At 59.7% G+C, this 25081-nt stretch carries 25 protein-coding genes; 16 read left to right on the top strand and 9 right to left on the bottom strand.

The window, feature by feature from the left end; genetic code table 11:
• Nucleotides 1-212 (top strand): hypothetical protein (locus tag FGK63_RS20980; RefSeq protein WP_218961154.1); only part of this gene is annotated, 212 nt, incomplete at its 5' end.
• Between the two features lie 50 nt (nucleotides 213-262).
• Here FGK63_RS20980 and FGK63_RS16910 read toward each other — a convergent pair.
• Genes FGK63_RS16910 through FGK63_RS16890 form a run of 5 tightly spaced genes read right to left on the bottom strand, consistent with a single transcriptional unit; the run spans nucleotide 263 to nucleotide 4576 of the window.
• Nucleotides 263-1009, bottom strand: coding sequence for a sulfite exporter TauE/SafE family protein (locus FGK63_RS16910; RefSeq protein WP_138844427.1), 747 nt, complete (start codon nucleotides 1007-1009; stop codon nucleotides 263-265).
• A 14-nt stretch (nucleotides 1010-1023) separates the two neighbouring features.
• A complete protein-coding gene (locus FGK63_RS16905; protein WP_138844425.1) occupies nucleotides 1024-2439 on the bottom strand; it encodes an aldehyde dehydrogenase family protein in 1416 nt (471 codons plus the stop codon).
• Nucleotide 2440: 1 nt separating this feature from the next.
• Nucleotides 2441-3781 (bottom strand): hypothetical protein, encoded by a 1341-nt coding sequence (locus tag FGK63_RS16900; protein ID WP_138844423.1) that lies wholly within the window; start codon nucleotides 3779-3781, stop codon nucleotides 2441-2443.
• Complete coding sequence (locus FGK63_RS16895; RefSeq protein WP_138844421.1) at nucleotides 3778-4026, bottom strand: hypothetical protein; 249 nt, start codon at nucleotides 4024-4026, stop codon at nucleotides 3778-3780. The genes FGK63_RS16900 and FGK63_RS16895 overlap by 4 nt, the downstream gene beginning before the upstream one ends.
• A 19-nt stretch (nucleotides 4027-4045) precedes the next feature.
• Entirely contained in the window at nucleotides 4046-4576 is a 531-nt protein-coding gene (locus tag FGK63_RS16890; protein WP_171052691.1) for a nuclear transport factor 2 family protein, read from the bottom strand.
• Between the two features lie 441 nt (nucleotides 4577-5017).
• Here FGK63_RS16890 and FGK63_RS16885 point away from each other — a divergent pair, with 441 nt between their 5' ends.
• The 5 genes from FGK63_RS16885 (at nucleotide 5018) to FGK63_RS16865 (ending at nucleotide 9690) form a co-directional block, all read left to right on the top strand.
• Nucleotides 5018-6001, top strand: coding sequence for a TRAP transporter substrate-binding protein (locus FGK63_RS16885; protein ID WP_138844417.1), 984 nt, complete (start codon nucleotides 5018-5020; stop codon nucleotides 5999-6001).
• 7 nt (nucleotides 6002-6008) lie between these two features.
• Complete coding sequence (locus FGK63_RS16880; protein ID WP_171052690.1) at nucleotides 6009-6500, top strand: TRAP transporter small permease; 492 nt, start codon at nucleotides 6009-6011, stop codon at nucleotides 6498-6500.
• Nucleotides 6501-6504: 4 nt separating this feature from the next.
• Nucleotides 6505-7764 carry a TRAP transporter large permease gene (locus FGK63_RS16875; RefSeq protein ID WP_218961153.1) on the top strand — a complete coding sequence of 420 codons (1260 nt, stop codon included), beginning with the start codon at nucleotides 6505-6507 and terminating at the stop codon, nucleotides 7762-7764.
• 82 nt (nucleotides 7765-7846) lie between these two features.
• Nucleotides 7847-8500, top strand: a complete 654-nt coding sequence (locus FGK63_RS16870) for a TetR/AcrR family transcriptional regulator (protein WP_138844413.1) — start codon at nucleotides 7847-7849, stop codon at nucleotides 8498-8500.
• Between the two features lie 170 nt (nucleotides 8501-8670).
• Nucleotides 8671-9690: a murein L,D-transpeptidase catalytic domain family protein gene (locus tag FGK63_RS16865; RefSeq protein WP_246044071.1), complete on the top strand. Its 1020-nt coding sequence runs from the start codon at nucleotides 8671-8673 to the stop codon at nucleotides 9688-9690.
• Nucleotides 9691-9956: 266 nt separating this feature from the next.
• On the opposite strand, the gene FGK63_RS16860 is transcribed toward FGK63_RS16865, so the two are convergent.
• Together FGK63_RS16860 and FGK63_RS16855 are read right to left on the bottom strand one after the other, a co-directional pair.
• The gene (locus tag FGK63_RS16860) at nucleotides 9957-10256 is read right to left on the bottom strand and encodes a hypothetical protein (RefSeq protein WP_138844412.1); all 300 of its coding nucleotides are present in this window, start codon (nucleotides 10254-10256) and stop codon (nucleotides 9957-9959) included.
• 549 nt (nucleotides 10257-10805) lie between these two features.
• Entirely contained in the window at nucleotides 10806-11600 is a 795-nt protein-coding gene (locus tag FGK63_RS16855; RefSeq protein WP_138844410.1) for an AraC family transcriptional regulator, read from the bottom strand.
• 87 nt (nucleotides 11601-11687) lie between these two features.
• Between FGK63_RS16855 and FGK63_RS16850 the strand changes: the two genes are divergently transcribed.
• Nucleotides 11688-12224, top strand: a complete 537-nt coding sequence (locus FGK63_RS16850) for a peroxiredoxin-like family protein (RefSeq protein WP_138844408.1) — start codon at nucleotides 11688-11690, stop codon at nucleotides 12222-12224.
• Nucleotides 12225-12597: 373 nt separating this feature from the next.
• Here the strand turns inward: FGK63_RS16850 and FGK63_RS16845 are convergent, their stop codons facing one another.
• Nucleotides 12598-12966, bottom strand: coding sequence for a DsrE family protein (locus FGK63_RS16845; protein ID WP_138844406.1), 369 nt, complete (start codon nucleotides 12964-12966; stop codon nucleotides 12598-12600).
• A 55-nt stretch (nucleotides 12967-13021) separates the two neighbouring features.
• On the opposite strand from FGK63_RS16845, the gene FGK63_RS16840 reads away from it, so the two are divergent.
• Entirely contained in the window at nucleotides 13022-14020 is a 999-nt protein-coding gene (locus FGK63_RS16840) for an AraC family transcriptional regulator (protein ID WP_171052689.1), read from the top strand.
• A 523-nt stretch (nucleotides 14021-14543) separates the two neighbouring features.
• Here the strand turns inward: FGK63_RS16840 and FGK63_RS16835 are convergent.
• Entirely contained in the window at nucleotides 14544-15326 is a 783-nt protein-coding gene (locus tag FGK63_RS16835) for a helix-turn-helix domain-containing protein (protein WP_138844402.1), read from the bottom strand.
• 174 nt (nucleotides 15327-15500) lie between these two features.
• Between FGK63_RS16835 and FGK63_RS16830 the strand changes: the two genes are divergently transcribed.
• The 8 genes from FGK63_RS16830 (at nucleotide 15501) to arsB (ending at nucleotide 24886) form a co-directional block, all read left to right on the top strand.
• Complete coding sequence (locus FGK63_RS16830; RefSeq protein WP_246044070.1) at nucleotides 15501-17315, top strand: TRAP transporter permease; 1815 nt, start codon at nucleotides 15501-15503, stop codon at nucleotides 17313-17315.
• A gap of 19 nt (nucleotides 17316-17334) precedes the next feature.
• A complete protein-coding gene (locus FGK63_RS16825) occupies nucleotides 17335-18366 on the top strand; it encodes a TAXI family TRAP transporter solute-binding subunit (protein ID WP_138844398.1) in 1032 nt (343 codons plus the stop codon).
• Nucleotides 18367-18420: 54 nt separating this feature from the next.
• Entirely contained in the window at nucleotides 18421-20064 is a 1644-nt protein-coding gene (locus FGK63_RS16820; protein ID WP_138844396.1) for a sulfatase-like hydrolase/transferase, read from the top strand.
• On the top strand, nucleotides 19994-20605 hold the full coding sequence (locus FGK63_RS16815) for a SulP family inorganic anion transporter (RefSeq protein WP_246044069.1): 612 nt from the start codon (nucleotides 19994-19996) through the stop codon (nucleotides 20603-20605). The genes FGK63_RS16820 and FGK63_RS16815 overlap by 71 nt, the downstream gene beginning before the upstream one ends.
• A gap of 105 nt (nucleotides 20606-20710) precedes the next feature.
• Entirely contained in the window at nucleotides 20711-21541 is an 831-nt protein-coding gene (locus tag FGK63_RS16810; RefSeq protein WP_138844394.1) for an arsenate reductase/protein-tyrosine-phosphatase family protein, read from the top strand.
• Nucleotides 21542-21582: 41 nt separating this feature from the next.
• Nucleotides 21583-22581: an ArsJ-associated glyceraldehyde-3-phosphate dehydrogenase gene (locus FGK63_RS16805; protein ID WP_138844392.1), complete on the top strand. Its 999-nt coding sequence runs from the start codon at nucleotides 21583-21585 to the stop codon at nucleotides 22579-22581.
• Entirely contained in the window at nucleotides 22578-23855 is a 1278-nt protein-coding gene (arsJ, locus tag FGK63_RS16800) for an organoarsenical effux MFS transporter ArsJ (protein WP_138844390.1), read from the top strand. The genes FGK63_RS16805 and arsJ overlap by 4 nt, the downstream gene beginning before the upstream one ends.
• Nucleotides 23852-24886, top strand: a complete 1035-nt coding sequence (gene arsB / locus FGK63_RS16795) for an ACR3 family arsenite efflux transporter (protein ID WP_138844388.1) — start codon at nucleotides 23852-23854, stop codon at nucleotides 24884-24886. The genes arsJ and arsB overlap by 4 nt, the downstream gene beginning before the upstream one ends.
• The last annotated feature ends 195 nt before the right edge of the window (nucleotides 24887-25081 follow it).

Raw genomic sequence — 25081 nt, 5'->3', positions numbered from 1 at the left:
AAACTGGCCAAGATCCTTCCCGCACTGCAGCAACCGCGAAAAGCCTGACAGGAAAGGCGCACGCGCCCAACTCAAGCGACGGAATTCTGCGCCCGCGAACGGGTGTTTTTCCACGGAATCGGCCGGGTACGAAACTTTGGGACCGTGCCACGCTCTGGTTCCTGAACTCCGGTGATACTGAAGCCCATCTTCCCAACGTGACGAATTCGTGAACGATCCCAACAGGACGTCAGCAAAAGCCGAGGCGAACGGTCGTGCTGGCTTACCCGACGACCAAGGCTCCTACGCTTATGGACAGAAAGACCACGGTCAACCACTTGAACGCCGTTTCTCCGACGATGCGGGACAAATACATGCCGCTCAACGTGCCTACGATTGTGGGCAGCGACAAAGTCGTCGCCATTTCCAGCACCTCATCGGATATGCCGACGAACGCATACTGAAACATCAACGCGATCGGGTAGGAAAACAAGAATGTGACGAGCGTCGTGGCGCGTATCACAGACTTGTCGCCCTTGATGGCCGTTACATAGGCGGCAACAGGGGGGCCCGGCATCGCCAAGGCCGCGTTCAGGATGCCGCATACAACCCCGACGCCTTTTCGTCTTCGCATTGAATCCGTTTCAAAGATCGGATGGCGCGATAACATGCCTGTCGCGATCAAGGTCATTGCTCCAACAACAACCGCGGCAAACAGCTTCAGCGTTTCCAATGACAAGCCAAGGAATGCCAGCGCGCCAATCGGAGTGCCAAGACAGACACCTATGAACAGCGGCCGTAGAAGCCGCCAATTGACCACCGGCAAAGTCAGGGGAGACAAAAGAAGCGCAATAAGGAAACTCAGAACGATCGAGACCTGTATTGCCGCTGCACTGGCCATCGTGACGAGCAGTGCCGGCCCGGCAATCACGCCAAAGCCGATGCCGGTCACGGCCTGAAGAAGCGACGCGGCGAAGACGGCTGCCACGAGCAGGGGTGGAACTGTGTCGGGGTTCAGAAAGGCAAGCATCTAAATGCGTTGAATCACGAGAACACCACCTGGATATCGGTGTATTCCTCCAGCCCCTCTTGCCCGAATTCGACGCCCACGCCCGATTGCTTGACCCCGCCGAAGGGTGCGTTGGGCTGGATCATGCCGTGCTTGTTGATCCAGACTGAGCCGCATTCCATGCGCGCGGCCACGCGCCTTGCCTCGGTGACGTCGCGGCTCCAGACCGAACCGCCAAGGCCGTTGGGGTTGTCGTTGGCTTTTTCGATGACCTCGTCGATGTCGCTGAAACGAATGATCGGCAACGCCGGGCCAAATTGCTCTTCGTCCACCAAGCGGTCGCCATTGTCGAGATCGGCGATGAGAGTCAGGGGAAAGAAGTAGCCCTGCTTCCTGGAACTGGGGGCGGGCACGTCGCCGCCGAGAAGAACGCGGCCCTTGCCGCGCGCATCGGCCACCAGGTCTCGCACGATCTCGAACTGGCGCAGATTTTGGACCGGCCCCAGCATAGCGCTGTCCTCAGTACCGGCGCCCATCGGCATCTTGCGGGCGAACTTGACCAATTCGTCGCAGACGTCCTCGTATACGTCTTCATGCACGTAGAGGCGCTTGAGCGCGGCGCAGGTCTGGCCGGTGTTGATGAAGGCGCCCCAGAACAGTCCTTCGGCAATCTGCTTGGGATCCACATCCGGTAGCACGATCCCGGCGTCATTGCCGCCCAGTTCCAGCGTCAGACGCTTCATGGTTTCTGAAGCGGAAGCATAGATTTTCTTGCCGGTAGCGCAGGAGCCTGTAAAGACGATCTTTCCGATATCGGGATGACCGCTCATCATCGGCCCGAGGTCGTCGTCGCCGGTCACGCAATTGACAACACCGCGCGGCAGAACCTCGTTCATCAGTTCGACAAGGCGCAGGGTCGTGAGGGGCGTATAGGGCGATGGCTTGCACACCACCGCGTTGCCAGCCAGGACGGCCGGGATGATATGCCAGATCGCGATCAGAACCGGGAAATTCCAGGGCAGAATCGAGCCCACAACGCCGATCGGCTTGCGGAACAGCTCTACTCTGCCCTCGTTGTTGTCTTGCAGGATTTTGGGGGGCATGGATAGCGAAGCAGTATACTGGGTCCACGCAACAGCCCCGCCGATTTCCCAGCGGGAGCCGAGTCCGTTGAGCGGTTTGCCCTGCTCCGCCGTCAGCAGTTGCGCCAATTCCTCGGAATGGGCCTCGATTCGCTCTGCGATCCGACGGCACGCGGTCTGACGCTTGCGCTCGGTCTCTTTCGCCCAGGCTTTCTGGGCCACCCTTGCCGCCCGAACGGCGTTTTCAAGGTCGTCCTTCGTGGCCAGCGGCGCAAGTCCGGCGACTTTCTCGGTGGCGGGGTTCAGTACCTCGAAGCATTGCTTTGCCGGTACTTTCTTGCCGTCGATGATGAGGCGGAAAGGGTCCATGTCAGTCCTCCGTCGCGCGCTTTTTCGGCCCGTCATTGCCATGCCAGTCGCGGAAATGGTTGCGATGCGTTTCGAGATACGCACCCGGTTTCATGTGCTTGTCGTAGAAATCCAGATCGAGGTGATGCGCCTGAATGAAGAGCGTCATCTGGATAGGGTCGACCGTTGCAGGGAACTTGCCGTAGGTGTCATAGATGTACTGGCACATATCCTTGACGCATTGGATGCCCTCGGGACTGGCCGGGATGGTCGCCGCGTCGAATTCTGCATTGGGCGCGGTGTGGGGCTTGACCATGCCTTTTGCCTCCCATTCGTCCATTGTCTGCAAAGCGCCTTCGAGCGCGGCGTCGACCGCTTCGGACATGTTGGCGTAGTAGGGCGGGCAATAGGCCTCAAAAATTCCGTCCCGGCCGACCGGGATCGGGAACGGATCGCTGTCGGACTGGATGAAGCGAAATCCCAGGCCACGGCAGGCGGGTGTGCCACCGAGTACGACGGTTGAAGAGAACCCGCCATAGACCCAGCCACCCAGACCCGTAGCCTGCAAGGTCAACGCCATCAGTTGCCCCATGAAGGCACCCTCGGCCAGCATTCCATCGGACAACATCTTTTCCAGCCGGCTCAAGGTCATGACCTTTCGCTTGTTCAGCAGGCCGCTATCGAGCCATTTCTGATTGCCGCACGGCTTCATTCCGTTTCGGTCGTCGACGATGTAATAACCGCCGGTGTTCTTGGCATACCGTCCGGCCTTACCGTCGCAGAGGTTGATCATCAGCTTGATGATGTCCTTGGTCACGTCGATCACCGGCATGAAGATCGTCGTGCCGGGCATATTGGTGACCCATTGGTTGTGGGCCCAGATACCCGGCTCCTGCGGGGGAAGATCCATGCGCCCGTCGTCGATCTTTTCAACGTAAGTGTCGTAGAATCCCAGTAGCTTGTCCCGGTCCGACTTGTCCTCGTATTCGCGCATCTTGCTCATCTTGGCCTTGTCTGCATTGACCACGAAGACGCCGTCGTCATTGGTGAAGAAAAGCCGCGAACGGTGCGAACCCATGGCCGAGGGGTACGGCTTGCCGATGGTCTTCACCATGGCGCCGGGCAGGTTGGTTTCGGCCAGGATCGGGCCCGTGGTGGCCGTGGCGGCAGCCACCAACATGGCGGTTTCCAGATCACTCAGAGGATAGGGCTCGTAGTCGGATCTGTGCTGGAATGGGCCGGAGGTCATTTCCATGCCGAGGCCGAAGCGTCGAGAACGACGCCCCATTATCGCGTCGAACAGCGGAAAGTCCCATGCTGCTTGCGCCTGCGGCGGCAGGCCATTCGGTTTCGACTCGCTCATTTGCCCGTCTCCCCGGTGGTGTCGCGTGCGATCTGGCGCCGGACGCCGAACAGCATCCGCGTCAGGTAGGCCCACGCGCCGGGCTTGCGCAGGACCATTCCGACGATCCGGCGAAGATCAGCGTCAGTCATCGTGGTTTCCGCCTCCCACACACCCATCTTTCCCGAGAGGACGATTCCGTCCTCGCGCAGCTCCAAATTCTCGAGGTCGAAAGAGAACTCGCCCGCCGCAGATTCGATTTTCATGGCATCCTCCCGTCCCCGCTCAGGGGATCATTTTCCAGTAAGCATCCTTGAGGGTGATCAGCCCGTCGCCGATCTCGTACAGGTCGAAACCGCGGGACTGCCGCCAGCGGCCGTCTGATCCCATGTATTCGACCTCATAGGTCTGAAGCACCGTGGTGCCTTCAAAGCGCCAGACGGAGGCCGAGAATCTGGGCCCATTCTGCATCGCGAACCGGCGCTCCATTTCCTCAAGCGCGGCTTCGCGCCCATAGACGACCTGCCCGTTGGGAAGCTTCCAAGTGAAGGCGGGCGACAGGCACGCGCGCAGAGCGGAGATGTCGCCGGCGGTGAAGGCGGCCTCGAACCGGGTGAACAGCTGTTTGTATCCGATCTCGTCGTCGGCCCGGTTGGCCAGCGGCTTGCGCGCGATCTTTTCCGTTCTCTGATAGGCGCGATTCTCGCGGATCTTATAGCCGTTGCTCAGGCGCGGTTCGTTCGACGCTTTTTGGGCAGGTCGAATCTGCTCGGTGACCAGGCCGCGGGGCGCATCCACGATTCGCGGCGTTTGCACAGGGGGCGCCTTAGGTTGCTCGGGCGCCTGCCGCGGTATGTCTTCGACCGTTTGCGATGCGGGGTTCGCGACGACTCGAACAGCGCCGGCCCGCGCGCCAGGTTCCTGCGGGGTGCGGGCTTTGCGTTTCCGGCTCGCTCCGCTCTTTTTTTCGGTATCCGCCATTGGGCCTTGCCACCTTTTGCCGCGCTCAGTTGGTGATTTCCGGGTTGCGGAAACGCGCCACACCCGTGGCAGGAACCATAGCGATTCCGCAATCGGGGAGTCAATAAAAATGAATATAAATTCACTTTAAGGTGCCCGTGAAAGTATTTAACAATCTGTTTTGACATGTGATTTGCCCCAAAAGATGAATTTCAATTCATTTTAATTGACAGAACGGAGGGGCTGCAGGTAGCCTTACGGTAACTTGCATTGACGGGTATCAGGGAGGACGACGTCATGAAATTCGCAACCACCGCCGCTGCACTGCTGCTTGCGGGAAGCATCGCTGCCGACGCGAAGGAACTTCGGCTCAGCGCGGCGCCGCCCCCCAATTCGCCCTGGGGGCAGATCACCATGAAATTCGTGGACAAGCTGGCCGAAGTCTCGGGAGGTGAGCTGACAGCGAAACCTTATCTGGGCTCCAAGCTTGGCGGCGAACAGGACGTCGTAAAGCAGATCGCCCGCGGCCGGATCGATATGGGCGTGATGTCCAACACGGCCGTATCGTTGCTGGTCCCGGAATTCGGCCTGTTGGCGTCGCCCTATGCCTTCGAAAGCGCGGAACAGTTCGACTGCGTCGCGGACAATCACCTGCTGGAAACCTTTGGCCCGGAATTCGACGAGGCAAATGTCAAAACCCTGAGCTGGATGGAGGTCGGGTACCAGGTGATCTTCTCCAAGGATCCCATTCGCGTTCCCGGCGATCTGGCGAAGGTCAAGATCCGCACCGCCCCGTCGGCGACCGACACGCTTTTCATCAAGGCAGCCGGCGGAACCGCGGTTCCCCTGGCGCCCAGCGAGGCGGTGCCGGCGATGAAAACCGGCCAGGTCTCGGCTGCGACCCAGTTGTCGGTGTTCGGCGTCGCGACGGGCTATGACAAAGTCGCGCCGCAGATCACCCTTACTCGACACCAGCATCAGGTCGGCGCCGTGATCATGTCGCAGCGCACCTGGGACGGGCTGAGCGATCAGGAGAAGGCTTGGGTGGAAGAGGCGGCCCCGACCTTCCTTGAGCTACGTGCGGCGATCCGAGGTGCCGAGGGTGCGCTTCTGGAAAAAGCTGCCAGCGAGGGGGCGACCGTAATCGAATTGGAACCCGGCGAACTGGACGAATGGAAGGCGCTGGTCCCGGATGCGCAGGAAGAAATCCTCGAAGAGCTCGGCGCCGACGCCCGCGTCAAGTGGGAAGAGATCGTCGCAGCGAAAGCTGCTTGTTCGTGAGCCGGCCATGCTGCGTTTCATTCTCAACGGAGTGACGCTGGCGGAATCGATCACGGCAACGATCGCCTATGCCTTCGTTGCCGTCCTCCTGATGGTCGACGTGATTGGCCGGGAAGTGTTTTCTTCCGCTCTGCTCGGCATCCAGCAACTTGCGGTCTACGGAGCGATTGTCGCGGGCTTTCTGGGGCTGACGCTGGCGACATCCGACAATTCGCATCTGCGGCCAGCGTTTCTGGATTTCCTTGCCGGTCGCCATCAGCGTGAGGTCGCACGTATCGGAGACGCGCTGTCGGCAATCTTCTTTTTCGGGGCGGGCTATGTTGCCTGGACGTTCGTGCAGATCTCGATGGAAAACGGAGACAGGGCGCCGGTCCTCTATTTCGTTCTCTGGCCGCTGCAACTGGTCGTACCCTACGCCTTCGGTTCAGCCGGGTTGAAACACCTGATCTTTGCACTTCGTCCCGATCTCAAATCCAACGTGGACAAACTCGCCGGGTGATCTGATGTATGCCATTCTTCTTCTCGTGATGGTTCTGGCTCTGCTGGCGCTGCGACAGAACATCATCGTCGTCCTGCTGGCCTCGGCGGCCTATGTTCACCTCGTCTGGGGCGACGGCTATCTGGAGTATCTCGCCGAAGACATCTGGATTAGCCTCGACAACGCGCTGCTTCTGGCGATCCCGATGTTCCTTCTGGCGGGCAGCATCATGACCCGCGGATCAATCGCGCAGCGGCTGATCGATCTGGCCATCAGCGTCACCCGTCCCATTCCCGGCGGTCTCGCCGTGGCCACCATCCTGAGCTGCGCGATCTTCGCCGCCATCTCGGGCTCGTCGCCGGTCACGCTGTTGGCAGTGGGAACCATTCTATACCCGGCGCTCCTGGAAAACGGATATTCCAAGCGCTTCGCCTTGGGCGCGCTCACATCGGGCGGCACGCTTGGCATCATCATCCCGCCTTCAATCCCACTTATCCTCTATGGCATCGTCAACGAAAAATCGATTGCGGACCTTTTTCTGGCGGGGATCATCCCGGGCATCATGATCGCGGCCGTCCTCGCGGGTTACTCCTACTGGACCAACCGCAATATGCCCTCCGAACCGTTCGACCTTGCAGAGTTCCGCACGGCCCTGAAGCGCGGCGGATGGTCGGCGCTGCTCCCTGTCATCCTGCTCGGAGGGATTTATTCGGGCTATTTCTCGGCCACTGAGGCCGCCGCGGTCGCATTGGTCTATGCTCTTTTCGTCGAGATCGTGATTCACCGCGAACTGAGACCGATCGACTTCTATCACACAGCGGTGGAGACAGCGAAACTGCTTGGCATGCTCTTTCCCATTGTCGCGGTGGCACTCAGCTTGAAGACGATCCTGACCATCGAGGAAATCCCGGACCAACTGGCCACCTGGATCACGACAATCACGACCAACAAGATTGCTTTCCTGCTGGCGGTAAACCTGCTGCTGCTCGTGGTGGGCTGCCTTTTCGACGTGATATCCGCTATCCTGATCCTCGGCCCGCTTTTGCTGGTTCCTGCGATGGCCTACGGGATCGATCCGATCCATTTTGGAGTGATCATGGTCATCAACCTTGAAATCGGATTCCTGACGCCACCCTTGGGTTTGAACCTCATAGTGGCAATGACGGCGTTTCGCGAAAACTTCCTCGAAATTTGTCGCGCCGTGCTTCCGTTCATCGCCCTGATCCTTGCTGTGCTGATGGTTGTGACCTTCGTGCCGGACACTGCACTCTTCTTCATACGATGATGTGGGGTGCAGGTGGCCATGGCAGTACCATCGGGGATCGGTTTATGGTCTTGCACCGAAACCTCCGGACCAAAGGCCCGCAATGAATTTTGAAGCACTAAAGATCGACGACGACATTCCGGGGGTTCTGCCGGCCCGGCAAAAGCGCAGCAAACGGATCAGGGATGCCTATATCTCGGCCGGGATAAAATTGTTGAACGAGCGCAGGTTGAGTGACCTGAAAATCTCGGATCTGGCCGAAGAATGTGGAGGATCGGTCGGCAGCTTTTACACGCGGTTCGAGGACAAGGAGGCGTACTTTCGGGCCCTGCGCGCCGCGGCAATCGCATTGTGCAATGCCGAGATTTACGACCGGGTGAACGTCGACAGGCTGTACGAGATGGAAGCGGGCGAAGCCCTGGATGAAATGGTCGACCTGATGGCGGATCTCTTCACAGGTCCGGTCCGCGGCGTGTTGCGGGAATCTCTGCTTCGAATTCTTGAACCGGAGGATCCTTGGGCGCCCATGCGGGACTCGGCGCGGGAAATCATGCGAAGCTATCGCCGGGCCTGCGCGACGCAATTCCCCGCCTTCACACCCGACGTTGCCAAGGAACGCTTGGCGTTTTGCTTCCAGTTGATCGTCGGTGTGCTGCAGAACGACCTGGTCAACGACTACCATGTCTATTCAACCCGCGATGAATCGCTGCGCGGCGGTTTGAAAGAAGCCGTCAGGGGATACATGAAGATTTCGTGATGGCATTTGCAAAAGCGAGATTGGACTAACAACAGCTTGGTAGCCTATTTTTCTTGGTCCGATCTGGTTGTTTGTGCGTTATTGACCGGTGACCCATCGGGATGATGTAGTCGGGCCCCAGCTTTTTTGGCACCTTAGGTATGGTCGCCTTCACGAGAGCAACTTGTGCTATGCTTGTGCCGAGGATCAAAAAGCAGGAGCATTGCAGGTTGCTGTTGAATTCACTCAATCTCACCATTGCCGCCATGTCCATTGTCGCCCTTTTCGGTTCACAACCAACTCGGGCGGCTCCACAAACTCCGGAAATTCCGGGATGGCTGAAAAAGCATGTCGGCACAGGCGACGGCCAAATCGCCCCGGTGGTGCTGAAGAGGGCACGGGCGCTTCACCAGCGCAAAATACGCCAGGGCGCGGTTACGAACCCCTGCTATCTTGCCAAGGATGCAACGCGCCCAAGCACCTCAAGCGGCGGTCAACCGGGGCGCCGGTTTTACATCATCTGCGAGTCCAGGAAATCCTTCCGCGCAGTTTCGTCGGGCTATGGCAACGGACGGAGATTGCAACGCGCGAATTTCTCGAACGGTCGGCAATGCGCGAAGAACTTCAGCAACGCCGAGGGGTCGAAGCTGACCATGGGCGGCTCCTACGTGACGGCCGAAACAAGGACGTCTTTCAAAGGCTACCACCACCAATCGGGCGCGCGGAGACCATTCCATCGCACGTTCTTGTTGTTCGACGGTGAAGGCGACACGGAAAATGCCCGCGAGCGGGCCATCGGCGGGCATCCGGCGGTCTTTCTGAAGTGGCAGTGCCGCTTCAAAAACCCGACCAGCCCCCATGCTGACGAAGAGGGGTATGTCCCTTACGGAAAACTGGTGAACTACACAGGTGGCCGCAGCAACGGTTGCACAACCTGGTCACAGTCGGCTTCAAGGGAAATCCTCGCACTGGTGGAGGGAAACCCGACGACGCTCTACATCTATCCTGAATCCAGTGACATCGACGCGGTCGCAGGTGCGGTGAAGAAAGGGAAATCCCTGTCACGCGCCGGGCTCTATTGGAACGCGGCATGTCTGAAGGCGATCGGCTCACCCAAGTTCTGGCCCAAAAGCAAGCTCCAGCCGATCATCGACGACTGGAGGCAATCGCTTCCGAAGCAGCCGCCACTGGTCTTGCCGATCTGCAAGTGAAGGTAGCTTGGGCGAGAAAAAGAAACATGTCGCGTGCCAGCGACAGTGCAACCCTTTCCCGCATCCGAAGTTGATCGTATCGCCGGCCTGATAGGGCACATCAAGTCCGCCTTCATGATCCGATCAACGACGGACTTGTTTCCTCAAATCTGTCCGGTAGGTGCTGACGGCAGACACTTTACCCGCCTCAAGCAAGTCTTCTTTGACAACGACCGCTGACCGGGTTCCGGTCTACTCCCGGAGGTATGGCCTGCAATAGATCAAACTCAATCGAAGATGTCTTCAATGAAGTCGATCGCCTCGCTCAGGATCTTCCTTCCGATGGTCTTGCGTTTCTTCTGCTTGCGCGGATTTTTGAGTGCGGGCTTCGCCGGCCTGGGCAGAGGCCGATCCCTCCGCTCTTTCTCCGGTTTCTTCGGGCGGAGATGCTCGACCTTGAGCATCTTGAGATTGTGAAGTGGCGCGCCACAGGTCGCGCAGGACAACTCGCGCCGCGTTTCGCCGCGCAAGACCAGAGCAGCGCGAGTGCCGCAGTAACAGCATGTCGCGATCTTTTCGGTGGCCATCACCTCTCCTTCTCAAGAATGCCACTATATAGGTCGGCCCCGGCGGTACTGTAACCCTTGGCTGAGGGGGCATGCGCGGGGGATGGAGAAATTGGTGGGCTATACAGGATATGAGATTGGCAGATGGTTTGGCGCGCGGATTGAACCGTGGCCAATTTGGCCATCCGAAATCAATGATATGTCGTAAATGCAGCGAATGGCCGGTTCGGTGAAGCCGCATTGCGGCGGCGGCGGACATCTTGAGTGACTGGTCAGGGCCGGTAGCAGCGGCGCACTGATATGTCCGCAGCAAGTCTTTGAGAACCTGCTAATTCCGTTCAAATTGGCCGATTCACGCGCGTATTCCCACCGGAAGAAAAAAGCCATTATCGAAGTTCCAAGTTCTCGAAGTCGGAAAGATGTTGTCATAGCAGGACTGGGACCCGCGATTAATGACTGCGATCACTGTGATTTTCATTGTCGCAAGACCGACTTTCCACAAATCGTGTCCCACCAAGCGGAATGCGTCATTATCCTTCGGGGACGTGCCGCGAGCTTCAGGGATCAAGTTCATGACGATTCCAAGGCTGCGTCCGTTGGGTCACCGGTGGCCGCTCGAGATCCAGAGAATTGCCCATGTCGCAGCGCAATTGGCGTCTTGCCGAAGTGCTTCTTGAATGCCCGAGTGAAGCCTTCGGGCGAAGAGAAGCCGTAGCGCCGCGACACAACATCCACCCTGTGGCCTTTCGCGACGTCCTGCCGGGCCAGTGTCAGCCTCCAACGACGAAGATATGCGGCGGGCGGTTCGCCGACCTCGGCGAGAAACTTCTCGGAAAAGCGGCTCAAAGACATGCCGGCGACGTACGCGAGGTCCTCGTTGTGCCATGCCTGTCCCGGCCGGTCATGCATCGCAACGATGGCCCGGCTGAGCCGTGGGTCCGATAGACCGGCCAGAAGGCCCGGTTCAGTCGAGCCCGCCTCGATCTGGGCACGCATCATCCGCACCATCAACACCTCGCCGAGACGGCTCAGCACGGTGTCCACGCCGCATCGCAGTTCGGTGATCTCAGATTGCATCATCCGCACGAGGCCGATGCTGTCGGGATCTCCGGACAGGTCGATTTCGACTGTTTCGGGCAGCGCCGTCAGCAGGGGATTATTAGGGCCGCTCCAATCCACGCGCGCGCAAAAGAGCACTTCCCCATCAGCGGACTCGAAACCCGCGCCGCGCGTGCGGAAGCGCACCCTGTCCGGCATGCCGTCGGGCATCGCGAAGACGATCAAATTGGCGTCCTCCAGCACCGCCGGCACAACCGCCAGCGTGAACCTGTTGATCAGTGTGGTGAGCCGGTCGTATCGTTCCATCTGGGTGTTTTGGTCTGATTTCTGGGATCTAACTGATCATGCGTCTGATATGTTCAGTTTGCAACCTACCAATCAAAAGGGCTTCCCATGCTTGTTCCCCGCCAGAAAACCCCCGACCTGAAGCTGCCGACACTCGCTCACGGTGCGTTCGACCTATTGACTGAATCGTCCGAACGCGGCACCGTCATCTGTTTCTATCGCGGCTTGCATTGTCCGATCTGCGCAACCTACTTGACCGAGTTCCAGAAGCGGGCTGCTGATTTCGCCGAACGCGGCGTCGGCACCATCGCCGTCAGTTCGGACGGCGAAGAACGTGCCCGCGAGATGGCCGAGAAGATCGGGGCGGACACGCTGCGCTTCGCCTATGACCTTCCGCTGACGAAAGCGCGCGAATGGGGCCTCTACATCTCGACCTCGCGGGGCAAGACCTCGATCGGGATCGAGGAGCCGGCGCTGTTCTCCGAGCCCGGCCTTTTTATGGTCACACCAGAGCAATCGCTCTACTACGGCTCGGTCCAGACCATGCCCTTCGTGCGGCCGCATTTTTCGGAACTCGTTGGGGCGCTGGATTTTGCGATCAAGAACAACTACCCAGCGCGCGGGGAATACACAGGCGCCGTCTGACCGGGACCATTGTGCCGGACCTTCATTGCAGCCGGCCCAACGGCTGAAATGTCCCGCTGTGTGAGTTCACCTGACCAGAGATTTTGTAGCCGCAACGAAAGTCCGGAATCACGAGCCGCGCTGCGGCAACGAATCCGCGAGACGAACGGCAACAAAGGGCCGTCCTCATCGGCGAGTTTTGGCTTTGGCACCAAGATGCGACGTTCACTCCGAAGGCGGCTTCGAGCCCCAAAATGTCGAATGCTGCAATGGGTTTGGACGACCGGTCCATGTGTAGGGAGCGCTTCGCAAGGCAGCCTTCAATTGTATCTCGGTTGGCAGATGTTCACGGACAGGCAGAACTGTCATGCTGACAGCAAATGGTGCCGATCGCTCAGAACGAAAGCGTTGCCGCGCCTGCCTTGATCTCTTCGTGCATCGCCGCCGCTCCGGTGATGGTGACACCATCAAGCAAGTCGTCAGCGTCATATCCGCGCGATTGCACACATGGTGGACAAGCCCAAATGACGCCGCCTCGGCTTTGGAAGGTCGCTATCAACTCGGCAATAGGGTCCAATGGCGAAACATGGGTCATGGTCTGCCCGCCCCGACGCACAAGATCGACACCGGTGCTTGTGAGAAACAGGCTGACGCTCAGACCCGATGACAGGCCACCATTGGCAATCGTCAAAGCGACCGAGGACAGCTCGGACTCGATCCCCTTGGTAATAACCACGACAAGTTTGTCCGTTTCAGTGCTCATGGTATGGTTCTCCACCGTTGGGTTGAACATGGAGACACTGTGCGGAGTGTTGGAAATGGCGGATATGGCTAAAGTTCCGGAAGGCTTGGCTGAAGTTCCAAAGATTGAAGAAGCCGTTCCACACGCGCTGATCTCGGATGTGTTGCGCCACACCCGCATCGTAAGCTCAAAGCAATTCTGCTATAATCCCACTGGAACATGGCGCACGGACGCGACACCAGCACCCTATAAACCGAAAGAGGCGATTGGATTTCACATCGTCGCCAACGGAACGCTCTGGCTGGACTATGACGGCGCGCGACGAACGCTGTCCGAAGGGGACATCGTTCTTTTGCCGTTCGGAGCTTCGCATTGGATCGGGGTTGGGGAAGGCGGCCCTATCCTTGACCCGGGCGGCGACCTTCCACCGCCCCCTTGGGACAAGATCCCGGTCATGCGCTATGGCGACGACGAAGCGGAAGTCCGTATCCTGTGTGGATATGTCATTAGCGACATCAAGGACTTTGCACCGTTCAGATCGCAGCTTCCGGAGCTTATTCATCTGAGCACACAATCGCCCGACGGCGACGATTGGCTTGCAGCAATTGTCGCGCAGATCATCGCCGAAGTGGACCGACCCCAGGTTGGAAGCCCCCAAGTGCTGGAACGGCTGACCGAGATAGCTTTGCTCGAAGTCCTGCGACGGCAGTTTGTGCGCAGTCCGTCACAGGTTGTCGGTTGGGTGGCGGCCATTCAGGACCAAAGACTCGCGAATTGCCTGGAGAATATTCACAATAGCCCAGCCAGGAACTGGACCCTGACCAAACTCGCATCTGAGGCAGGTCAATCCAAGAGTTCGCTTTCAGCCAATTTCAGAAAGTTGCTCGATATGTCGCCCATGCAGTATCTGCGCCAGTGGCGACTCTTTATTGCTTCGCAGGAGTTACGTCGTTCAAACGAAAGTATTGCAGAGATTGCTTTCAAATCGTGTTACGGCACTGAAGCCGCATTTTCACGCGCATTCAAAAGCTGTTTTGGAGCGTCGCCAGCCGCCTGGCGTGAGCGTTACAGGTAAGGAATGTTCACACCAGCACAATGTAGCTGCCGAAGGGTGGTTTACAAAAACAGGATGCAAGACCGGCCATTGGAACAGACGGTGTAAAAGTTGGCTTTGTCCCGCACTCTGCCAGTTCCGTCAGGCACTGAATTCGCGTTTGCAGCGAAAGGCAGCAATGCGGGCTGCGATCGCAGCATACGAGCATCATGCTCAAAGACCGCAAAGGGCCGAGAACAACGACCGCAATTGTCGGACGCCAAGGGAATTTGCTGCACTATCGCAAGTCAGCTACGAGCCCATTTTTCCAATTTTTGCGCCGTGCCTGTACTGGTGCGATGCGCGCAAAACTGACGTTGGTCGTGGCAAGGTGGTAGTGTCAAAGTTCTCTCGCACTTTTGATTTTCGCGCGACGATGGCTTCTTCGGTTTGATCCGCAAATTGCTGAGTCATGGGAACGATCCGCCGTGAGCAGAACGGCGCTCCGCAGGGGCAGCCAAGGTCGTGGATGAACACTGAGGAAGAGATCGCGCGCTGAAGATTGTCAGCTCAAATCGGCGTAGTTCCGCCCGATGATACGCGCCGCCGACCGCAAACGCGAGAGGTGGTCCTTAGCGACGGCCTCCACTGAATGGTCTGTGGCCTTCCATACCAGATTGACGGCGCCGACCGGCTCTTTGCCCGCGACGATAGGGACGGCAATGGCCGCTGGCAATTCACCGTAATCCACTGCTCTGCCCCAGTGGCCTGCTGGACGGACCGCATATCCCCGCTCGGCAATGCCCTTCAGGACAGATGCCAACCCGGGCAGCGCTTTGACATCTTCACGGGGTAGACGACTCGCAAGGGCTTGCAGCGCCTGCGCCCGGTCGGCACCTGAAAGGGCAAACAGATAGGCTGTGCCTAAGGCTGATAACACCGGCGAGGGACGAAAACCCACGGTGTCCGGAAAAACGCCATGCACCTGAAACCGCCGGGTGGTGTCGACGATCTCCACCCGCCCTCCGCCGATCCCGGCCGCCAGATCGCTGCCCAGCCCGGTATCGTGGCTCAACCGCAGAATCTCATCCTTGGCAACGGCAACAAGGCGGTCGACGCGATTGGGCATGCCATTGCCCTGCGGAAAGGCCGAGCCGAGCTGATAATTGCCGTCGCTGCTTCGGCGGAACAGCCACCGACGCGCTTCGAGGGTCGCGCAGATGCGCAGCAGGGTCGCCTTGGGAAGGCTTGTGCGCGCGGCGAGCACAGCCAGCGAAATCCTGCCCGAGGTATGCACGACCTCGAGGACAGACAGCCCGCGGTCGATCGATCGGTTGAGTTTCGTCATTTAGCCGTTCCACCTGATGAAACAGATATTCGACAAAAATGCATTGGTCCAATATCTTTTTCACGCGCAATGCGCCTCGAAGGGAGATCGAGGAGTGCTGGAACCATGCGCACAAGGGAGGACACTGTGCCATATCTCAACAGGTCCGCACTCGCGGATCATGCTGTATTGCTGTTGTCGTTGGTCGTAATCGGTGTCGTCCTGTATGTGTCCGTGTTCGGTGTGTTCTCAGACTCCTACCTGCGCGTCGGCATGCTTCTGATCGGCGGCCTCGTGGTCATCCTTTCGGGGTTCGGACAATCGGACAGCCTTTGGGATCGCGCGCTTCTGGCGCTAACTGCCGTTGCGCTTTCGCTGAGCGTCTATCAGTATTTCGGTGCTGCCGCAGAAATCGAGACCGGTCTCTATTTCCTGACGTCGACCGACATCTGGTTGGGCCTTCTCGGCTTGGTCGCCGTTATAGAACTGACACGCAGGTCGGTCGGGTCAGTCATGGCGTTGGTTGCCGGAACCGTACTGGTATATGGCGCCTTCGGGCATCTGGCGCCTGGGTTCCTCAGACACGCCGGCATTTCCACCGAAGAACTGATGACTGTATTGTGGTTCTCCTTCGACGGAGTCTTCGGCCGCCCCATGGCCACGGTCGTTTCTACCATCCTGATCTTCATCGTTTTCGGTGCGCTGCTGGAACTGCTCGCCATCGATTTGGTGCTGGTCCGACTCGCGCTGGCCGCTACAGGGCGGCTTCGCTCCGGCCCAGCGGCGGCGGCAACTGTCGCGAGCGGGCTATTCGGCACGATCTCGGGCTCTGCGGTGGCGAATGTCGTGGGCACCGGTGTCATCACCATTCCGCTGATCAAGAAGCGCGGGTTTTCGCCGCGGTTCGCCGCTGCGGTGGAATCCGCGGCCTCGAGCGGTGGCCAGATCACCCCACCGATCATGGGCGCCGTCGCCTTCATCATGGCGGATGTGACGAGCGTGCCCTACCTGACAATCTGCGCCGCCGCCATTGTGCCGGCACTGCTTTACTACGGAGGCCTCTTCGTCGCCATCTCCAGCGCCGCGCGCAACATGGATCTTACCGAGGAAGCCCGCCCCAAAGTCGACTTCAACTGGCGCGAGCTTGTCCAGATGGCGATATTCGTGATCGCCCTCGCCGGGATCGTGGTGACTATGGTGGGGGGCGCCTCGCCGGCCTACGCCGGGTTCGTCGGCGTCGCGCTGGCGGCGGTCATGGGCTTCACGATCCGGCCCGATTTGCTGACAAACGGCAAGGCGTGGCTGAAGTTCATCCGCTCCGCGGGGCTGATTTCGGCGCAGCTCGTGGTGATCGTGGGCGCAGTGGGGATCGTCATCGGCGTATTGAACCTGACCGGCGTCGGCCTGCGTTTCGCCTCGCTGCTGTCGAGCCTCGCCGAAGACCAGCTGATCCTGTCGCTGATCCTGATGGCCGTCGCCTGCCTGCTGCTGGGCATGGGGATGCCGACCGTCCCGGCCTACCTGATAATCGTGCTGGTTATGGGGCCATCGCTGCAAAAGTTGGGGGTGCCGATCGTCCACACGCATATGTTCGTACTCTATTTCGGCGTCCTGTCCGCAATCACTCCACCCGTGGCGCTGGCTGCCTTTGCCGCCGCCCCGATCGCTGGGTCAGCCCCGATGGCCACGGCGCTGGAGGCGTCGCGGTTGGCACTGCCGGGCTTCGTTATCCCGTTTGCTTTCATCTACAATCCGGCGCTTTTGCTGGGCACCGGGTTTCCTGTGGCGCAATCGCTTCAGGCAATACTCTTTGTCCTGCTCGCCACGATCCTGATCTCGCGCGCCTGCTATCCGCGCCGCGGCAAGGGTTTCATGACGCCCGTAGGGCTCACCCTCGCGGCCGGCCTCATATTCTTCGGTCCCGTCGTTTCGTGGATTGCCGCGGCTGCCGCCGTAGGCCTGATGTTCTTCGACCGGCTGGAGCTGACGACAAAGAACCAAATTTCATAGTGGCAAGGAGGACCACCCCATGAAAACCAACAAACTCAATCGCCGCGCAGTTCTGGCCAGCGCCGCCGCTGCGACGACCGTTGCGATACTGCCGCGTGTGGCATTGGCCAAGGAACTACTGCGAATGTCGACGCTTGGGCCGGGCACCAGTCCGAACCTGGTGATGACGACCTTCGCCAATATCATCAATCGAGAGCTCCCGGACTACGAAATCCAGATCAACGCCACCGGTGCCGCCACGCGCCACGTGCTGGAGGTCGCCATGGGCAAGACCGCCTTCTGCATGTCCTCGCCTGCGATCCACGCGCTAATGAGAGACCAGCGTGCCATGTTCGAAAAGATCGACGAAGCGCCCGAGCTGGTGAAGAAACTGCGCACGGTGCTAAACTTCCCGATGGGCGTCTATCACATCGCCGTCTATGACTCGTCGGGCATCACCTCTCTGGAGGATGCACGCGGCAAGCGTGTCTTCCTCGGACCTCCGGGTGGCGCGGCCTTTGCCACCATGTCGCAGCTTTTCCGCGAGGTCGCCGGCCTCGAGGAAGGCACCGACTACGAAGCGGTCAAGCTGGGCTGGGATGCCGCTGCGGCCTCGTTCCAGGACGGCAACCTCGACATCTACTGCAACCCGACCAACGCCCCCAGCCCGGTGCTTACGCAGATTGCAGTGACGAACCCGATCCGCTTCTTGGGCATTCCCGAAGAAAAGCTCGACACCGAGGCGGTGAAGGCCCTGGCGAACCGTCCCGGTTTCGGCCTTGGCACCCTGCCCGCAGGCATCTACGGCGACAACCAGGTGAACGAAGCGGACGTGACCACCCTGCGCGTCACCGTCGGCATCATCACTAACGAAGATGCGGACGAAAAGATGATTTACGAGATGACCAAGACCTTCTTCGCCGGCGTTGAGGAGATGGGCGGCAGCGCGCCCTGGCTGCGGGCGATCACGCCGGAGGGCGCCGTGGCGGACATCAACCTGCCGCTGCACCCAGGCGCGCTACGCGCTCTCGAAGAACTTGGCGTCGAGATCCCCGACGTTGCCCGCATGTAACTGAAGCCGGTCGGGGTTGCAGAGCCCCGGCCCCTATCTGGGTGGTGACGGAATATGCCCAAGAACGTGCTCTTTATTATGTGCGACCAATTGCGCTGGGATTACCTGTCCTGCACCGGGCACCCGCATCTGCACACGCCGAATATCGACGGGCTCGCCGAGCGCGGCGTTCTGTTTGACCGAGCCTATGTGCAATCGCCTATCTGCGGTCCCTCTCGAATGTCGTTCTACACCGGGCGCTATGTCAGCTCTCACGGCTCGACATGGAACAATATCCCGCTGAAGGTGGGCGAGATGACGCTGGGCGACCACCTTCGCCCGCTTGGAGTGCGCACGGCGCTTTGCGGCAAGACTCACATGACCGCCGATGCCGAGGGGATGCGCCGCCTCGGCCTGTCGCCGGACAGCGAGATCGGCGTACTGGTGTCTGAATGCGGATTTGAACCCTATGAACGGGAGGACGGGCTGCACCCGGACGGCCCCCGCTACCCGCGCAACGCGGCTTATGACGCCTACATGAAAGTACGCGGCTGGCCGGACGACAACCCTTGGCAGAGTGTCGCCAACAGTGCCGAGGACGAGCACGGCAATATCCTGAGCGGCTGGTTCCTCGACAACGCCGACAAGCCCGCGCGGGCCGCCGATGAGGAAAGCGAAACGCCCTACATCACCGGGCGGGCGATGGATTTCATCCGCGAAGCGGGCGACACGCCTTGGTGCCTGCACCTAAGCTACATCAAGCCGCACTGGCCCTATATCGTCCCGGCCCCTTATCATGACATGTTCGGCCCCGAGACCCATCTGGACCCGGTGCGCAGCGAGGCCGAAAAACGCGACCCGCACCCGGTCTACGGCGCCTTCATTGAAGAGCGCGTGTCGCGTGCCTTCAGTGACGACACTGCACGCACCAGGGTTCTGACCGCCTACATGGGGCTCATCAAACAACTCGACGATCAGATCGGCCGGCTGATGGCTTTCATCGAAGAGAAGGGGATCGCGGACGAGACGATGATCGTCTTCACCTCGGATCATGGCGACTATCTGGGTGATCACTGGTTGGGGGAAAAGGAGCTGTTCCACGACCCCTCGGCCCGCATCCCGCTGATCGTCGTCGATCCCAGCCCCGAGGCGGACGCGACCCGCGGCTTGAAGTCCTCGGCGCTGGTTGAAGCGATCGATCTCGTGCCTACGATCCTCGACTATTTCGGCGGTGCCCCTGTGCCCCATATCATCGAAGGCCGGTCACTGCGTCCGATCCTGTATGGCGAGGCGGACAAGGTGCGGGATTTCGCAGTGTCGGAGTACGATTATTCAATGCGCGATGTCCGCAAGCGTCTCGGAGTCGAGGTCAAGAATGCCAAATTGACAATGCTGTTCGACGGTCGGTGGAAGTACATCTTTGCCGAAGGTTTCCGGCCCATGCTCTTCGATCTCGAAATCGATCCCGCCGAGTTGACCGATATGGGCGCGGATCCGGCCTTTGCGGAGGAACTTGCCCGTCTCGAGCGGCTGTTCTTCGGCTGGACTCGGCGAACGTCACAGCGCACGACCATTTCCGATGCCCAGATCGCCGCGCGTGATGCAAGCTTGGGCGAAGCCAGGGCGGGCATTCTGATCGGGTATCGCAATGAACGCGAATTGCGCGACGTTCTGGACCAAGCCGGAGGAAACGCCGGCCCGCTGCGCAAGTCGTCTTGATATCATGATCAGTGCGAACGTTCTGCGGCAAAGGTTGTCGCCGTTACGACCGTGGTTCCTTGACCGTATCGCTATCTGGATCCAGGCGGGTGCACTGGCGGGACTGACGAACGCGGCGATCGTCCTGCCTCCAGGGGTGGCCTTCGCGATTATCGCCGGAATGCCGCCGGAATACGTGTTGTTCACCGCGATCGTCGTCACCATCGTTGCGGCAATCTGGGGATCATCCCGCGTCATGGTCTCCGGGCCGACCACGGCCATCTCCGCCGTGCTCTTCACCGCGCTTAGCGAACTCGCCATGCCAGGAAGCGTCGATTACATCGCTTTGGTGCTGACGCTGACGTTTCTTGTCGGTGCTTTGCAGCTTGTCGCCGGACTCGTGGGACTTGGCGGTCTGATAGCTTTCGTCTCGCATTCGGTGATCGTGGGTTTCACCGCTGCTGCCGCCGTGCTGATCAACGGCCCCGAGACCATTCGCACGTCAGTCGAACGGACAAAATGGTCGGTGGCAAGACGGCCGAGGCACATTCTCCCATTTTGATAACCACCAGACTGGCCTTTTCTTTTCGCCAGAGAAGGTTTCAGACCTACAGCGGATCCAAGGATTAGTCTTGAACTTCGCGATTATTTCTATAAAACGCGAAATATGGAAAAAGAAATCCCCATGCGCCTGTCTGTTCTGGGACATCCCCAGCGCCTTTCGGTGTTCCGGTTGCTTATGCGCCGGTATCCAGACCGGGTGCCTGCTGGCGAAATCGGCACGGCACTCGATTTGAAGCCAAGCACACTGTCTTCCTACCTCTCTGCTTTGATGCAGGCGGGTCTTGTGACGCAAGCCCGCGAAGGGACCTGGCTATACTATCGGGTCGATATCGGAGGCATCCGGGAGACGCTGGACGCACTGCTTTTCGATTGCTGCCGAGGTCGGCCCGACATCTGCTTGTCAATTAACCCTGAACATAGACCGGAGATCCCTCGCATGACCGATTCAAAGTACAATGTACTCTTCATCTGCACCGGCAACTCCGCCCGCTCCATCTTTGCCGAATCGATTCTGCGTTCCGAAGGCGGCGATCGCTTCAATGTCTATTCCGCGGGCACCAAACCTTATTCCGAACTGAACCCTTTCGCCATCGAAGTCTTGCGCGCCAAGGGCCATGACGTAAACATCCTGCGGGCCAAGAACGTTAACGAGTTCATTGGTAGCGATGCTCCCAGGTTCGACTTTGTCTTTACTGTTTGCGATCGGGCAGCGAATGAAGAATGCCCGGCTTGGCAAGGCCAGCCGATCTCTGGACATTGGGGAATGCCTGACCCTGTCAAAGCGGAGGGTAGCGACGCCGAAAAGAGCCTCGCCTTCCAGCACGCCTACGGCACGCTAAAGAACCGCATCCGAGCCTTTGCGGCCTTGCCGTTCGAACAGCTCGACCGGATTTCGCTGCAGAAGGCGGTGGACGATCTCGCCCGCGAGCATTGAGTTTGCGATCCCTTTCCGAAAACGACTGACAAGGAAATACAATGACTGTCTACGCCCTCAATGGACTTGGCCGGATGGGCAAACTGGCGTTGAAACCCCTGCTGGAAAGCGGCGCCGAGATTGCCTGGATCAATGACGCGGTCGGCGATCCGGAAATGCATGCGCATCTCCTGGAGTTCGATACTGTGCATGGCCGCTGGCACGCCGAGATAACTTCGGATGCCAGCGCGGTCACAGTCAATGGCACCCGCCTCTCAGTCCACGACGCGCGCCGGATCGAGGATCTGCCGCTTGACGGGGTTGATGTGGTGATCGACTGCACCGGCGCTTTCAAGACCGAAGCCAAGCTTGCGCCATATTTTGCGGGCGGCGTGACGAAAGTCGTGGTCTCCGCCCCGGTCAAGAATGGCGATGCAGCCAATATCGTCTATGGCGTGAATCAAGACACCTATGACTCCTCCCGCCACCGTATCGTGACCGCCGCCAGTTGCACGACGAACTGTCTCGCGCCCGTCGTAAAGGTCCTGCACGAGGCGATCGGCATCAAACACGGATCTATCACCACCATCCATGACGTGACCAATACCCAGACTATCGTTGACCGCCCTGCCAAGGATCTGCGCCGGGCGCGCTCGGCGCTGAATTCTCTGATCCCGACCACGACCGGCAGCGCCACCGCGATCACGCTGATCTATCCGGAACTGACCGGCAAGCTGAACGGCCATGCGGTGCGCGTGCCGCTGCTCAACGCCTCGATCACCGATTGCGTATTCGAAGTCGCACGCTCGACTTCAGCCGAGGAGGTAAATGCCCTTTTCAAGGCCGCGGCTGACGGCCCGCTTGCCGGCGTCCTCGGCTATGAGGAGCGCCCGCTGGTCTCTGCCGACTACACCAACGACACGCGCTCCTCGGTCGTGGATGCGCCCTCGACCTTGGTGGTGAACGGCACCCAGGTGAAGGTCTATGCCTGGTATGACAACGAAATGGGCTATGCGCACCGGCTCGTGGACGTGGCCCGCATGGTGGGTGAGAGCCTGTGACACCGACGCCGTCGGACAATAGCGGCCTCTCGGCCTATGTGGCGGTGACTGCGGCTTACTGGGCCTTCATGCTGACCGACGGGGCGCTACGGATGCTGGTGCTTCTGCACTTTCACACGCTGGGTTTCACGCCAGTGCAACTGGCCTATCTTTTTGTACTCTACGAGGTTGCGGGCATGGCCACCAATCTCTCGGCTGGCTGGATCGCCGCGCGGTTTGGCCTGACGGCGACGCTCTATGCGGGTCTCGGCCTGCAAGTGGCGGCTCTGGTTTCACTGTCGCAACTGGATCCAGGCTGGCAGATCACCACTTCCGTCACCTATGTCATGGTGGTGCAGGCAATTTCAGGAGTTGCCAAGGATCTGGCCAAGATGTCTTCGAAATCCGCCGTCAAACTGCTTGCACCGAAGGAGGGCGATGGTCTGTTCCGCTGGGTCGCATTGTTGACGGGATCGAAGAACGCGGTGAAGGGATTGGGATTCCTTCTCGGTGCGGGTCTTCTGGCGCTGGCGGGGTTCAGTTGGGCAACGCTCTTTATGGCGGCTGTGCTGGCGGTGATCCTGATAGCGGTGCTGATCGCGATGCCCGCCGGACTGCCTGCAGGGCGCAAGGACGTTAAGTTCTCGGAGGTCTTTTCCAAATCCGCGAATATCAACTGGCTTTCGGCGGCGCGGGTGTTCCTGTTCGGCGCACGGGACGTCTGGTTCGTGGTCGGTATCCCGGTCTATTTCTACGCCGTCTTCTCCGACGGTAGCGAGGAAGGCAACCGCACTGCCTTTTTCCTGATCGGTTGCTTCATGGCGATTTGGGTCATCTTCTACGGCGCCATTCAAGCTTCCGCCCCGCGCCTCCTGCGGGCGGCCGAACGCAGTGAAAACGAGCTGATCGCCGCCGCCCGCAACTGGGCCGGGATACTGGCCGTAGTGCCTGCGATCCTCGCCGTGGCGGTGCTGGCCGCCGGAACGCCCGGTCTGTGGCTCACCATCACGCTCGTCATCGGACTGTTGGTGTTCGGCGCGCTTTTTGCTGTCAACTCCTCGCTTCACTCCTACCTGATCCTCGCCTTCTCGAAGGACGAGCGGGTCACGATGGATGTGGGCTTTTACTACATGGCCAACGCGGGCGGGCGTCTCCTCGGCACGGTACTCTCCGGCCTGACCTATCAGATTGGTGGTGTATCCGCCTGTCTCGGCACCGCTGCGGTGATGGTTGCCCTCAGCGCTCTTGCCGCCGGTCGCCTGCGCAACAACCCCGAAAAAGAGGCCCTGACATGAGTATTTTTGAGAAGTACCTCAGCATTTGGGTGGCGCTTGCCATGGTGGCGGGCATCGTCATGGGCAACACCACCCCTGCCTTGGTCGATGCCATCGCGGCCGCCGAAGTCGCCAGCGTGAACCTGGTGGTCGCGGCGCTGATCTGGGCCATGGTCTACCCGATGATGATTGGCGTGAATCCCGCAAGCCTCAAGAACGTGGCCCGCCAGCCCAAGGGCCTTGCCATCACGCTGGTCGTAAACTGGCTGATCAAGCCCTTCACCATGGCGGCCCTTGGCGTTCTGTTTTTCGAGGTGGTATTTGCCCCCTTCTTGCAGCCGGCCGATGCGCAGCAATATATCGCCGGACTGATCCTGCTGGGGGCCGCGCCCTGCACGGCCATGGTCTTCGTCTGGTCGCAACTGACCAGGGGCGACGAGAGCTACACCCTGCTTCAGGTCTCGGTCAACGATCTGATCATGGTCTTTGCATTCGCACCGATCGTTGCATTCCTTCTCGGCGTCACCGATATCGACGTGCCGTGGAGCACCCTGATCCTGTCCGCCGTGCTTTTCGTGGCGCTGCCGCTGGCCGCCGGTCTTTGGACCCGCGGCCGGTTGGGCAGCGAGGATCGCATCGCGGGCTTTCTGGCCCGGATCAAGCCGCTCTCCGTCATCGCGCTGATTGCCACGGTGGCAATCCTCTTCGGCCTGCAGGGAAATGTGATCCTCGACCGTCCTGCGGTGATCGCGATGATCGCGGTGCCGATTCTGATCCAGAGCTACGGCATTTTCTTCCTCGCCTACGGTGCCGCCTATGCGTTGCGCGTCCCGCACCGGATCGCCGCCCCCTGTGCCCTGATTGGCACGTCGAATTTCTTCGAACTGGCAGTGGCAGTAGCGATCAGTCTATTTGGCCTGAACTCTGGGGCGGCGCTTGCCACCGTGGTCGGTGTTCTGGTCGAAGTGCCGGTGATGCTGACGCTCGTCGCTTTCGCAAACCGAACGCGCGCGCGTTTCGATCCGGAGCTTCAAAATCCCAAAGCGGCATGAGGCATACCCGCCATAGTGCCCGATCATCCAACTTGGTGCCGATCCCCGCCTGCGGAGACGGCACTTTGGTGAGTGCCGGTCCTGGGCATACGGCAGGCCCCGAAATGACTGCATTCTGCACGTAGACGATGCGTGGGCTGGTCTTGGCTGTATCCGAAGCGAATGACAGCGCAGTCCCGCATTGGCCGCCGGGGT

This window comes from Ruegeria sediminis (assembly GCF_005938215.1).
GTDB lineage: Bacteria > Pseudomonadota > Alphaproteobacteria > Rhodobacterales > Rhodobacteraceae > Ruegeria > Ruegeria sediminis.
The sequence above is the reverse complement of the archived record's forward strand: the minus strand, read 5'-3'. Positions and strand labels throughout refer to the sequence as shown.

Excerpts from the sequence above, each read along its gene's own strand:
- FGK63_RS16855 (WP_138844410.1), bottom strand. The coding sequence starts at position 11,600 with ATGGAACGATACGACCGGCTCACCACACTGATCAACAGGTTCACGCTG.
- FGK63_RS16850 (WP_138844408.1), top strand. The coding sequence starts at position 11,688 with ATGCTTGTTCCCCGCCAGAAAACCCCCGACCTGAAGCTGCCGACACTC.
- FGK63_RS16815 (WP_246044069.1), top strand. The coding sequence starts at position 19,994 with ATGAACGCGAATTGCGCGACGTTCTGGACCAAGCCGGAGGAAACGCCG.
- FGK63_RS16835 (WP_138844402.1), bottom strand. The coding sequence starts at position 15,326 with ATGACGAAACTCAACCGATCGATCGACCGCGGGCTGTCTGTCCTCGAG.
- FGK63_RS16885 (WP_138844417.1), top strand. The coding sequence starts at position 5,018 with ATGAAATTCGCAACCACCGCCGCTGCACTGCTGCTTGCGGGAAGCATC.
- arsB (WP_138844388.1), top strand. The coding sequence starts at position 23,852 with ATGAGTATTTTTGAGAAGTACCTCAGCATTTGGGTGGCGCTTGCCATG.
- FGK63_RS16810 (WP_138844394.1), top strand. The coding sequence starts at position 20,711 with ATGGAAAAAGAAATCCCCATGCGCCTGTCTGTTCTGGGACATCCCCAG.
- FGK63_RS16875 (WP_218961153.1), top strand. The coding sequence starts at position 6,505 with ATGTATGCCATTCTTCTTCTCGTGATGGTTCTGGCTCTGCTGGCGCTG.
- FGK63_RS16900 (WP_138844423.1), bottom strand. The coding sequence starts at position 3,781 with ATGAGCGAGTCGAAACCGAATGGCCTGCCGCCGCAGGCGCAAGCAGCA.
- FGK63_RS16840 (WP_171052689.1), top strand. The coding sequence starts at position 13,022 with ATGGCGGATATGGCTAAAGTTCCGGAAGGCTTGGCTGAAGTTCCAAAG.
- FGK63_RS16910 (WP_138844427.1), bottom strand. The coding sequence starts at position 1,009 with ATGCTTGCCTTTCTGAACCCCGACACAGTTCCACCCCTGCTCGTGGCA.
- FGK63_RS16845 (WP_138844406.1), bottom strand. The coding sequence starts at position 12,966 with ATGAGCACTGAAACGGACAAACTTGTCGTGGTTATTACCAAGGGGATC.
- FGK63_RS16870 (WP_138844413.1), top strand. The coding sequence starts at position 7,847 with ATGAATTTTGAAGCACTAAAGATCGACGACGACATTCCGGGGGTTCTG.
- FGK63_RS16905 (WP_138844425.1), bottom strand. The coding sequence starts at position 2,439 with ATGGACCCTTTCCGCCTCATCATCGACGGCAAGAAAGTACCGGCAAAG.
- FGK63_RS16860 (WP_138844412.1), bottom strand. The coding sequence starts at position 10,256 with ATGGCCACCGAAAAGATCGCGACATGCTGTTACTGCGGCACTCGCGCT.
- FGK63_RS16880 (WP_171052690.1), top strand. The coding sequence starts at position 6,009 with ATGCTGCGTTTCATTCTCAACGGAGTGACGCTGGCGGAATCGATCACG.
- FGK63_RS16820 (WP_138844396.1), top strand. The coding sequence starts at position 18,421 with ATGCCCAAGAACGTGCTCTTTATTATGTGCGACCAATTGCGCTGGGAT.
- FGK63_RS16805 (WP_138844392.1), top strand. The coding sequence starts at position 21,583 with ATGACTGTCTACGCCCTCAATGGACTTGGCCGGATGGGCAAACTGGCG.
- FGK63_RS16825 (WP_138844398.1), top strand. The coding sequence starts at position 17,335 with ATGAAAACCAACAAACTCAATCGCCGCGCAGTTCTGGCCAGCGCCGCC.
- FGK63_RS16865 (WP_246044071.1), top strand. The coding sequence starts at position 8,671 with ATGCTTGTGCCGAGGATCAAAAAGCAGGAGCATTGCAGGTTGCTGTTG.
- FGK63_RS16895 (WP_138844421.1), bottom strand. The coding sequence starts at position 4,026 with ATGAAAATCGAATCTGCGGCGGGCGAGTTCTCTTTCGACCTCGAGAAT.